This window comes from Mesorhizobium sp. M5C.F.Ca.IN.020.32.2.1 (assembly GCF_004023105.1).
Classification (GTDB): domain Bacteria; phylum Pseudomonadota; class Alphaproteobacteria; order Rhizobiales; family Rhizobiaceae; genus Mesorhizobium; species Mesorhizobium wenxiniae.
Genome location: NZ_RZSX01000118.1, coordinates 1 through 10,376, shown reverse-complemented (window position 1 = coordinate 10,376; position 10,376 = coordinate 1). Strand labels below are relative to the sequence as shown.

General features: G+C 63.2%; 10 protein-coding genes. 5 read left to right on the top strand and 5 right to left on the bottom strand.

Going from position 1 to position 10,376, the window contains the following annotated elements; genetic code table 11:
* On the bottom strand, positions 1–448 hold a 448-nt coding region (locus EOA86_RS08625), incomplete at its 3' end, for an STAS domain-containing protein (RefSeq protein WP_128341241.1).
* 99 nt (positions 449–547) lie between these two features.
* Between EOA86_RS08625 and dgcA the strand changes: the two genes are divergently transcribed.
* On the top strand, positions 548–1,531 hold the full coding sequence (dgcA, locus tag EOA86_RS08620; RefSeq protein WP_128341240.1) for an N-acetyl-D-Glu racemase DgcA: 984 nt from the start codon (positions 548–550) through the stop codon (positions 1,529–1,531).
* Here dgcA and EOA86_RS08615 read toward each other — a convergent pair.
* Together EOA86_RS08615 and EOA86_RS08610 are read right to left on the bottom strand one after the other, a co-directional pair.
* Positions 1,502–2,719, bottom strand: a complete 1,218-nt coding sequence (locus EOA86_RS08615) for an MFS transporter (protein WP_127209860.1) — start codon at positions 2,717–2,719, stop codon at positions 1,502–1,504. The genes dgcA and EOA86_RS08615 overlap by 30 nt on opposite strands.
* Before the next feature lie 129 nt (positions 2,720–2,848).
* Positions 2,849–3,637, bottom strand: a complete 789-nt coding sequence (locus EOA86_RS08610) for a UDP-2,3-diacylglucosamine diphosphatase (RefSeq protein WP_164759652.1) — start codon at positions 3,635–3,637, stop codon at positions 2,849–2,851.
* 152 nt (positions 3,638–3,789) lie between these two features.
* Here EOA86_RS08610 and EOA86_RS08605 point away from each other — a divergent pair, with 152 nt between their 5' ends.
* Positions 3,790–4,569 (top strand): SDR family oxidoreductase, encoded by a 780-nt coding sequence (locus tag EOA86_RS08605; protein ID WP_128341239.1) that lies wholly within the window; start codon positions 3,790–3,792, stop codon positions 4,567–4,569.
* Positions 4,570–4,690: 121 nt separating this feature from the next.
* Here the strand turns inward: EOA86_RS08605 and EOA86_RS08600 are convergent, their stop codons facing one another.
* Positions 4,691–5,659 (bottom strand): MBL fold metallo-hydrolase, encoded by a 969-nt coding sequence (locus EOA86_RS08600; RefSeq protein WP_065009508.1) that lies wholly within the window; start codon positions 5,657–5,659, stop codon positions 4,691–4,693.
* Between the two features lie 139 nt (positions 5,660–5,798).
* Here EOA86_RS08600 and EOA86_RS08595 point away from each other — a divergent pair, with 139 nt between their 5' ends.
* Positions 5,799–6,716, top strand: coding sequence for a LysR family transcriptional regulator (locus EOA86_RS08595; protein WP_128341238.1), 918 nt, complete (start codon positions 5,799–5,801; stop codon positions 6,714–6,716).
* A 222-nt stretch (positions 6,717–6,938) separates the two neighbouring features.
* Here EOA86_RS08595 and EOA86_RS08590 read toward each other — a convergent pair whose 3' ends face one another.
* Positions 6,939–8,012 (bottom strand): alpha/beta fold hydrolase, encoded by a 1,074-nt coding sequence (locus tag EOA86_RS08590; RefSeq protein WP_128341242.1) that lies wholly within the window; start codon positions 8,010–8,012, stop codon positions 6,939–6,941.
* Between the two features lie 147 nt (positions 8,013–8,159).
* Here EOA86_RS08590 and EOA86_RS08585 point away from each other — a divergent pair, with 147 nt between their 5' ends.
* Together EOA86_RS08585 and EOA86_RS08580 are read left to right on the top strand one after the other, a co-directional pair.
* Complete coding sequence (locus EOA86_RS08585) at positions 8,160–8,993, top strand: LysR family transcriptional regulator (protein ID WP_245497180.1); 834 nt, start codon at positions 8,160–8,162, stop codon at positions 8,991–8,993.
* A gap of 212 nt (positions 8,994–9,205) precedes the next feature.
* Positions 9,206–10,376: malic enzyme-like NAD(P)-binding protein (locus EOA86_RS08580; RefSeq protein WP_281035642.1), on the top strand; the 1,171-nt coding region annotated here is incomplete at its 3' end.

Genomic DNA, 10,376 nt, shown 5'->3' with positions numbered 1-10,376 from the left:
GAAAATCGGCGCGCATTTCATAGACCCGCCGCCCAACCGCCTCTAGCGCACGAATGATGATGTTGGGCGGCTTTGTGCCGCCGGAATCGGGTTCGCGCCGGACCGCGTCGCCAACGGCGCCGAGCAGGATCGAGGCAATCTCGCTTTCCCCTTGCAGCCTGATCTCGACGCCTTTCTTTTCGAAGGCGCTGACCAGGCGGTCGATCAGCCAGGCTCCGGCGGTATCCATCTTCTCGATATGCGAAAGGTCGAGCGCCAGCGTCTGGAAACCGCTGCGCTTCTCGATCTTGCGCATCTCGGCGTCGACCAGCGTCACGGTGCGCGTCGTCCAGTTTCCGGAGAAGGCGCAGCCCAGAACGCCACCCTCCTCACCGACCGCGACGCGCGGCTGGTGGTCGGCCTCCTTGGCGGTCGTGCCGCTTGCGTGGCGTTTGCGGATGGTAAACATGGCGTCCTGTTAGCCTGACGGGCCAATCTGTTTAACCTGACGGAACCCACCTGTCGATTTGCCGACAAGCTCGTTGTCGCACAGCCGGAGCAGAAAAATATGGCGCGTGTCATTTCGGTCGAGGCCGAGCGCTTTCCCATCGCCGGGACCTTCACCATTTCGCGCGGTTCGAAAACCGAAGCCGAGGTTATCACAGTGACGATCCACGAGGACGGCCAGAGCGGGCGCGGCGAATGCGTCCCCTACAAGCGCTATGGCGAAACGATGGACGGTGTGCGCGATGCGATCGAGGCGATGCGCGGCGAGATCGCTGGCGGCATCAGCCGGGCCGCGCTGCTCGATGCCATGCGCGCCGGAGCCGCCCGCAATGCCATCGACTGCGCGCTATGGGACCTGGAGGCGAAGATCACAGGCAAGCCGGTCGCATTCAGCATCTGCACGGCTCCGCCGAGCGCGCTTGAGACGGCCTACACGCTGTCGCTCGGTGAGCCCGAAGCGATGGCAGCCCAGGCCCGCGCCAACGCCCAGCGCCCGCTGCTCAAGGTCAAGATCGGCGGTGACAACGATATGGCCCGTATCCGCGCGGTTAGGGAGGCGGCACCGGCGAGCCGCATCATCCTTGACGCCAATGAGGGCTGGAGCGACGACAACATCGTTGCAAATCTCGCCTCTGCCGCCGAATACGGCATCGCCCTGATTGAACAGCCGCTGCCGGCGGGCCGTGACGGCATCCTTCGCCAAATCGCGCATCCCGTGCCGATCTGCGCCGATGAAAGCGTGCATGAGGCAGAGGGCCTTGCCTCGCTTGTCGGCCTTTACGATGCCGTCAACATCAAGCTCGACAAGTCGGGCGGCTTGACCGCTGCCCTCATCCTTCGCGATCGCGCCCGCGTACTGGGTTTTGACGTCATGGTTGGCTGCATGGTTGGCACGTCATTGGCCATGGCGCCGGCCGTGCTCTTGGCGCAGGATGCCGATTTCGTCGATCTCGACGGGCCACTGCTGCTGGCCCGCGACCGTGTTCCCGGTCTCGTCTACCGGGGTTCGCTGGTGTCACCGCCCGATACGGCGCTGTGGGGCTGAACGCGCGGCAAGCCCGATCAACGCAAGGCCGATAAGGGCGATCGGGATCATGGCAAAAAAGCCGTCCACGCCGAAGCGGTCATAAAGCGGGCCGGACAAGAGCGTCACCACGGCCGTGAAAAAGCCGTTGGAGAAATAGGCGATGCCTTGCGCGGCCCCGGTGCGCTCCTCCGCGATCGTCTCACCGATCATTTTCTGCAGGCCGATCAGCACCAGCGCTACGGAGACCGCATGCAGCGTCTGGACTGCGAAAAATCCGGCGACGCCAAGGCCGAGCGGCCAGATCATGGGGAAGGCAATCCAGCGCACGATCGCGCCTATCCCGGCCATCGCCATGATCGACACGACCGAGAAGGAGCCGAAAACCCGGGTGAAGACCATGAACATGCCGATCTCGGCCACCACACCCCAACCCCAAAGCAGCCCGACCACCTGATCGCCGATGCCGATCGATTTCCAGTAGATCGACACGAAGCCGTAGAGAAACGCGTGGCTGGCGGTGATGACGCCGACGCCGATGGAGAAATACAGGAAATAGGCGTTGAGGAGTTTTGGCGCCGATTGCTGGATGTCGGCCGCCGAAAGCAGCGAGGCACGGCGCGGACGGCCGAGCCGCGGCGCGATCAATCCGACGACAAGTGCGGCGCCAAACGCCACGAAGATGATCATCGGAACAGCCTGGGCGCCGGTCGCCGACAGGATGAAACCGCCCGCAAGATTTGCGCATAGATAGGAGATCGAGCCCCATTTACGCATGCTTGCGTAGTTGGAGCCGAAGCGGCGCACTCCCGACAGTGCCAGCGAATCGGCAATCGGCGAATGCGGTGTCCAGACCACAGCGAGCGCCAGCGAAACAGCGAGCACCATGGCGTAGCTCGGCGTCAGAAAATAACCGGCGGACAACGCCACAGATGCGGCCATCAGCGCGACATAAACATGGGCGCGGTCGCTCGCCCTGTCGGCCAGTGCTGTAAGCAATGGCGTCGTCCCCACGCGCAGGAACATTGGTGCTGCGAGAATGACCGCTATCTGCTCGGCATCGAAACCCTCTGCCTGCAACCACAGCGGGAAGTACGGCAAATGTATTCCGAGCGGCACGAAAAGCGTGAAGAAAATCAGGCCCATCCGCAGTTCGAAATGACGCGGCTTGACGAGCTGTTCGGGTGAAAGCGGCGGCAGGGAGGACATCAACAGGCAATCCGTCGGCGCAGCGTTCAGCCGAGTCGGTCTGCAGCGCACGCCAATTCCATAACATGCTGAAAAAGCCGGCGGAACCGCTTGCACTAATCGATTAAAGCGAGGTGAGGTCGGGTTTGGTCAGGCAGCCTGGACTGCCCTGCCCTTGATGTCGATCGGCACGAGCACTTCGTTGCCGACCGGAGCCTCCGGCAGGACGTGCGCCCAGTGCAGGATCTCCATCCGGCCGTCGAAATGCTCGACCACCGCGGTGCAGCTCTCCACCCAATCGCCGGTGTTGATGTATTGCACGTCCTCATAATTTTCGATCGCGGCATGGTGGATGTGACCACAGATCACGCCGTCGACATGCGAGCGGCGCGCTTCCTCGGTCAGCATGGTCTGGAACGAGCCGATGAAATTCACCGCCTTTTTGACGTTGACCTTGGCCCAGGACGAAAACGACCAATAAGGCAGACCAAGCAGTTGGCGAAGCCGCATCACCACGCGGTTGACGAGCATGGCCGCGTCGTAGGCGTAGTCACCAAGATAGGCCAGCCAGCGCGCATTGTGGACGACAGTGTCGAACTGGTCGCCATGGATGACAAGAAGATGTTTGCCGTCAGCGGTCTCGTGAATGGCGCGGTCGGCGACGACGATGCCGCCGAAATGCACGCCTTGGAACTGGCGCGCGAACTCGTCGTGATTGCCGGCGATGTAGGTGATGCTGGCGCCCTTGCGCGCCTTACGCAGCAACTTCTGGACGACGTCGTTGTGGCTCTGCGGCCAGTGCCAGCTCCGTCTCAGCCGCCAGCCGTCGACGATGTCGCCGACGAGATAGATGATATCGGCGTCGTGATGGCGCAGGAAATCGATCAGGAACTCGGCCTTCGCCGCCTTCGATCCGAGATGGACGTCGGAGATGAACATGCTGCGGAAAGTGCGGGGCTCTGCGCCAGGCATTGGATTCTCACCGTTGCTCTCGTGCAGCCTATGCCCCGATTCATGCAACAACCGTATGACGGTTGCGATTGGTCCAGCCTCAAGAGTAGGTTGCCGCGCCAAACAGAGGAGAAATCGCCATGGATCTCGGTATTCGCGGAAAAAAGGCCATCGTCTGTGCTTCGAGCAAAGGACTTGGGCGCGGGTGCGCCATGGCGCTGGCCGAGGCCGGTTGCGATCTGGTCGTCAACGGGCGCAATGCCGACCAGCTGGCGAAGACCGCCGCCGAACTGCGGGAAAGATTTGGCGTCGAGGTCACCGAAATCGTCGGCGACGTGTCGAAGCCCGAGGTGCAGAAGGCGCTGCTTGCCGCCTGTCCCGATCCCGATATCCTCGTCAACAACAATGGCGGACCGCCGCTTCGCGATTTCCGCGAACTCGACCGCGAAAAAATCCTCGAAGGCGTCACCCAGAACATGGTGACCCCGGTCGAACTGGTTCAGGCTGTGATCGACGGCATGGCCGAACGCGGCTTCGGCCGCATCGTCAACATCACCTCGCTGTCGGTCTATGTTCCCATTCCCGGCCTCGATCTGTCGTCCGGCGCGCGCGCAGGCCTGACTTCGTTCCTGGCCGGCGTCGCGCGGACGGTGATCGACCGCAATGTGACGATCAACAACGTGCTGCCGGGCAAGATCGACACCGATCGGCTGCGCCCCCCGCATGAAGCCGGCACCCCCGAAGATCCGGCTGCTGCCGCCGCACGCAAGACCCAGGCAGCAGCCAACGTTCCGGCCAAGCGGCTCGGCACGCCGGAGGAATTCGGCCAGATCTGCGCCTTCCTGTGCTCAGTTCATGCCGGCTACCTGACCGGGCAGAACATACCGGTCGACGGCGGCGCCTATGTCAGCGCGTTCTAGTACCGAACGCTTGGTACCCGCTGGGAACGCCGGGAGACGATTGTGCTCTGAAGCAGGCCTTGCAGGTGGCCGTCGTCATGGAGCAGCTGGGCTATGATGGCCCCTTCCCGCGCTGGCCGCCCTACAGTGCATAGGGCCATTCTTCCGGCACGAAGCGATAGGCGTCGCCATCGCGCGCCACATGGCCGATGCCGGGGAACGGCAAATGCATGCCGGCGATCAGCATCCGGTCAGCAGCGACCCGGTCGAGCGTCCGCTTGCGCGTTTCGGCAGCCAGCTTGGAATCAACATCGAAGGCGATGCTCCAGTCCGGGCGCGCGAACTGGTAGGTAGCCATATGCACGACATCGCCCCAGATGAACAGCGCCTCGCCGTCCGATTCCACGATGAAGCCGGCATGGCCCGGAGTGTGGCCGGGCAGCGGCACGGTGCGGATCGCGCCGACCGCCTCGCCCTCGCCAGCCACCTGCCGCACGCGGTTCGCATAGGCGGCGGCGGCCTGGCGGGCGCCGATGAAGAACGGCCTTGCCCCATCCGGCGCCCGGTTCATGTTCGCGTCGTCATGCCAGAAGGCGTAATCGGCGGCGGTGACGATGAGCTCGGCATTGGGAAACAGCGCCTGGCCGGCGGGAGTCAGAACGCCGTTGATATGGTCGGGATGCATGTGGGTAATCAGCAACGTGTCGATCTGGTCCGGAGAAACGCCCGCCGCCTCGATAGCGGCCGGAAGTCGGCCGAGTGACGGGCCCATGCTGTCCGACGTACCGGCGTCGACGAGCACCAGACGGTCGCCCAGATTGATGAGATAGGCATTGACCGGTGCGCGGTGCGGTCCGGGCTTCTGGAAGCTGGCCTCAGCCAGCCGCTCCGCATCGGCCTCAGCGAGCCCGATGACCAGCTCGGAACCAATGTCGATATAGCCGTCCAGTAGCGCCGTAACCTGGACCGATCCCACGTTGCGGCGCAGCGCGCCAAGCGTTGCGGCGTCGACCAGGGGCGCGCGGGCCAAGGCCGGAACGGAGACATTGGCTAGGAGAGTGCCGCCGGTTAGGCCGGCACCGGCGAGAAAATGACGGCGGGAAAGCGGCATTGCATCGTCTCCAGTTTGGGGATCCAGAGCTCCAGGCGGAGCAAGGCGGATCTACGTCATAGGCTCAGCTTTTTGAACTTGCCGATTCATTATATCTCTTATTACTCTTCTTTATTAATCACGACGGAGAGTTGCCATCATGGACCGCTTGACCGAGCTGACCAGCTTCGTACGCGCCTGCGATACCGCCAGCTTCTCGGCGGCAGCGCGCGAGTTGGGCTTGAGCCAGCCCGCCGTCAGCCAGCAGATCCGCGCACTGGAAAAGCGTCTAGGCGTCCGGCTCTTTGACCGTACGACCCGCCATGTTTCGCCAACGGAAGCCGGCCGGCGTTATCTGGAGCGCGCCCGCGACATCATTGAGCGCATCGAGGAGGCGGACCGCAGCGTCGGCTGCCTCGAATCGAAGATGTGCGGACGTCTTGCCGTCGGCGCGCCGGCCAGCTTCGGCGCCGGCGTGCTTGGCAGCTATCTGATCGAGTTCAAGCGCGCCTATCCGGAACTGTTGCTTGACGTGGCGCTGACCGACAGTTTCGTCGATGTGATCGCAGAGGGGCTCGACGTGGCAATCCGTATGGGGACCATCGATGACAACCGGCTGATCGTGCGCAAGCTCGGCGTGATCGGGCGCTGCCTCGCGGCCACGCCAGAGTATCTCGACCGCCGGGGCCGGCCGCGGCGCCCGGAAGATCTCGCCGACCATGATTATCTGCTTTACGCCCACATAAGGAAGCGCGATGTCGTGCCGCTCACCGGCCCGGGCGGCGAAAAGGCCGAGGTGCGAATCCGACCGGCCATGCGCTCTGACAATTCGCTGCTCAATCATCAGGCATTGCTGTCCGGCGTCGGCATCGGCCTCGGGCACAGGGTGATACTCGATCCGCTCATCGCCGAAGGCTCGCTCGAACATGTGCTGCCGGACTGGCACTATGCGCCGCACCATGTGCATGCTGTCTATCCATCGAACCGCTTCATTCCGTTGAAGGTCAGGCGGTTCGTTGCCGGCTTCGCCGACCACCTCGCCGCGATGGGTGCGCTCATCGATGACAAAAAAGCATGAACATCCAAGGAAACGGCGCCGGCCTAGCGAACTCTGACGTTTGTACGCGCAGGGAAATGGCAGAGACGAGAGAGTCGAGATGTGGCGCGGCGGAGATAGGCGTAGCCCGCAACCGCGCGGTGAGTAGCTTTCGGGTGGACGGTAGCCGCAAGGCCTGGAAGCGGTCGATCTGACACCTTTGCGGCTGCTGCTCCCGCAGGACACATGAACTACCCTTCATGGTCATTCCTCCTGCCGATCGAGAAACCGCTTCACAGCGTCGAGGAACACACCGCGCCCTGCGGCCTCGCGATCGAGATGCACGAAGTGCGTGGCGTCCGGGATGTCTAGGCGTTCCGCTTTTGGTGATTCGTCCACGATTGTCTTCGCGTCCTCCGGCCGGCTCCAGATATCCCGTCCGGAGCGGATGACGAGCACTGGCATGGTGAGTGCCGCCGCCGCCCATTGCCGGCGACCGAAGGCGAGTTCGAAGCTGTCGGCCATGGCGCCGCTTGGGGACCGGAAACTCGGCGGCTGGCGCGTCGGCGCCGTCTCGTCGGAGGCGAGTGCTGCATCACCATAGGCCGCAGCGACCGCGGGATCGCGCCACTGGGCCTTGTCCGCGACCGGGATGCTGTCGTCCCAGGCAGTGAATAGGCTCTGACGTGTATTCATCCGATAACCGCCGAACGTATGGACATTGAACGTCCCGGGCCGGTCGGGATTTTCGAGCGGCGAGCCGGTGCCAAGAGTGGAGTGCTGGTCTGAGCCTCCATGCAGGGTGTTGTAGAGGATGAGCCGGTCAACCCTCTGCGGAAAGCGGCTGGCGTAGGCGCCGGCCCAATGTCCGCCGGTGGCCCAGCCGACGAGGCTGACCCTCGAAACGTCGCTCCATTTCGCGATAGCGTCGACCGCTGCGGAAATATCCGCCACGACGTCTTCGGTACGCATCAGGGGAGCGGACTTATCCGGCGGCCTGTTCATGGCCGCAGGGCGGCTCGATGCGCCGTAGCCGCGAACATCCAGGACATAGACAAGGTGCCCGTCCGCCGCGAGGTCGGCGGCAAGCGACCCACCCGCAACAGGCAGATCGAAGGACGCAACGCCGGGCAGGCGTGCGCCATGGACGAGGAGGACGGCGGAGTTGGCTTCGGACGCTGCGCCAGGACGGCGCACCTCCCGGACGAAGAGGCGCTCGCCCGTCCGAAGTTCGACGAACCTGTCGGCCCGGACGAGATCCGGCTCTCCTGCCGGTGCTGGAGCGGCGATCATAGCAGCTGCGGTGAGCACGAGGGGAAAGGCGGTAAAATGGGACATCATGACGTCTCCGGTCGCAATTGCGTTCCGCAAAGACTGCCAGCTATTCGATATCTTTTCGATGACGCGTCTGAGGGTTTTTGATATCGTCAAGATATGGAACTTCGGCACTTGCGACATTTCCTCGCTGTTGCGGACGATTTGCATATGGGTCGTGCCGCACTGCGGCTGGCCATGGCGCAGCCTCCGCTTAGTCAATCGATCGGGCGCCTGGAAAAGGAGCTCGGCGTCAAGCTATTCGAGCGGGCCAACCGCCGCCTGACCTTGACGCGCGCCGGCTCGGCCTTCGTCGAAGAGGCTCGAGCATCCATACGGCACGCCGATTCGGCGCTTCATGTCGCCCGCGCAGCGCATAACGGCGAAGCTGGCGAGATCAGGATCGGCTTCGTGTCGGCGGCCCTTTACGAGCATCTGCCGCACCTCCTGTCACGGCTTCGCGAGAAATATCCGGACATCCATCCAAAGCTCATCGAGGTGTCCACCAATGAGCAGATTGCGGCGCTGTCGCGCAGTGAGATCGACATCGGTTTCGTGCATCCACCGCTCGGGACCGACGAACGTCTCGACGTCCATGACTATCCTGCTGAAGATCTTGTTGCCGTTCTGCCTGACGACCGGCAGACGCACGGGGTGACGCTGGCGGACATCGCCCGCCACGGGCTCATCATGTTTCCGGCTGCACAAGGCCCGGCGCTCCATGCCCGCATCGTAGACACATTCACCAAGACTGGCCTCGACGTGCGGATCGTCCAGGAGGCGACGCGGGCACTGACCATGCTTTCGCTCGTGTCCACAGGCTTGGGCGCGGCCCTGCTGCCACGATCGACACAGCGCCTTGTATTTCAGGGCGTCCGGTATGCAGCGATCGCCGACGCATCGCTGCCCGCGTGGCCACTTGCGGTGATCGCGAAACGGCGGCCACGGCCGGCCATCGTCGATAGCGTCTGGAAACTGCTTGACGGTCGGCCAGACGTGACTTGACCGCCGGCGATCGGACGTACCAGGTCGCGCAATGCGCTCCCATGACATCAGCCCGGCAGCGACATGGCAGGTGAGGAGTTCAGCGCAACAATCTGACATAGATGAGTTTTTGACGATTCTTCCGCCTAATTGGCGGTTACGTCATTTGGCATCGTGAAAATCCAACGCTGCATGCTAAAAGGGCTTCAAGGCAGGATCGCAGGGAGGCCCGTATGGAAGGCGAAATCAAAAAAACGGCCCGCTCGGACCTCGACGAAGCCGCACTTTATTTCCACAAGCATCCACGGCCTGGAAAGCTTGAAATCCAGGCAACAAAGCCGCTCGGCAACCAGCGCGACCTGGCGCTTGCCTATTCGCCCGGCGTCGCGGCGCCTTGTCTGGAAATCCGCGACAATCCGGCGGCGGCCGCCGACTACACGGCGCGCGCCAATCTGGTTGGCGTTGTCTCCAATGGTTCGGCGGTGCTCGGCTTGGGCAATATCGGCCCACTGGCCTCCAAGCCGGTGATGGAAGGCAAGGCGGTGCTGTTCAAGAAATTTGCCGGCATCGATGTCTTCGACATCGAGATTGACGCGCCTGACATCGAGCGGATGGTCGAGACCATCTCGGCGCTGGAGCCGACCTTCGGCGGCATCAACCTCGAGGACATCAAGGCGCCCGAATGTTTTGAGGTCGAGGAACGGCTGAAGGCCCGTATGGCCATACCGGTCTTCCACGACGACCAGCACGGCACCGCGATCATCGTCGCCGCCGCCGTGCTCAACGGGCTGGAATTCGCCGGCAAGACGATCTCCGACATTAAGATCGTCACCTCCGGCGCCGGGGCAGCGGCCCTTGCCTGCCTCAACTTGCTGGTTTTGCTGGGCGCGCGCATCGAAAACATCTGGGTCACCGACCGTTTCGGCGTCGCCTACAAGGGCCGCGTCGATGAGATGGACCGCTGGAAGGACCCTTATGTGAAGGACACCGAGGCGCGCACGCTGGCCGATGTGCTGCCGGGCGCCGACGTGTTCCTGGGGCTTTCGGCCGCCGGCGTGCTGAAACCGGAATTGCTCCAGCATATGGCGCCAAAACCGCTGATCCTGGCGCTGGCCAACCCCAATCCCGAGATCATGCCGGAAGCGGCACGGGCGGCACGACCCGACGCGATGATCTGCACCGGCCGTTCCGATTTCCCCAATCAGGTCAACAACGTACTTTGTTTTCCTTATATTTTCCGTGGCGCGCTGGACTGCGGCGCCAGCGCCATCAACGAAGAGATGAAGATGGCGGCGGTGCGGGCGATCGCTGCCCTTGCCCGCGAGGAACCGTCAGATGTCGCCGCGCGCGCCTATTCCGGCGAAACGCCGATCTTCGGGCCTGATTTCCTGATCCCCTCGCCCT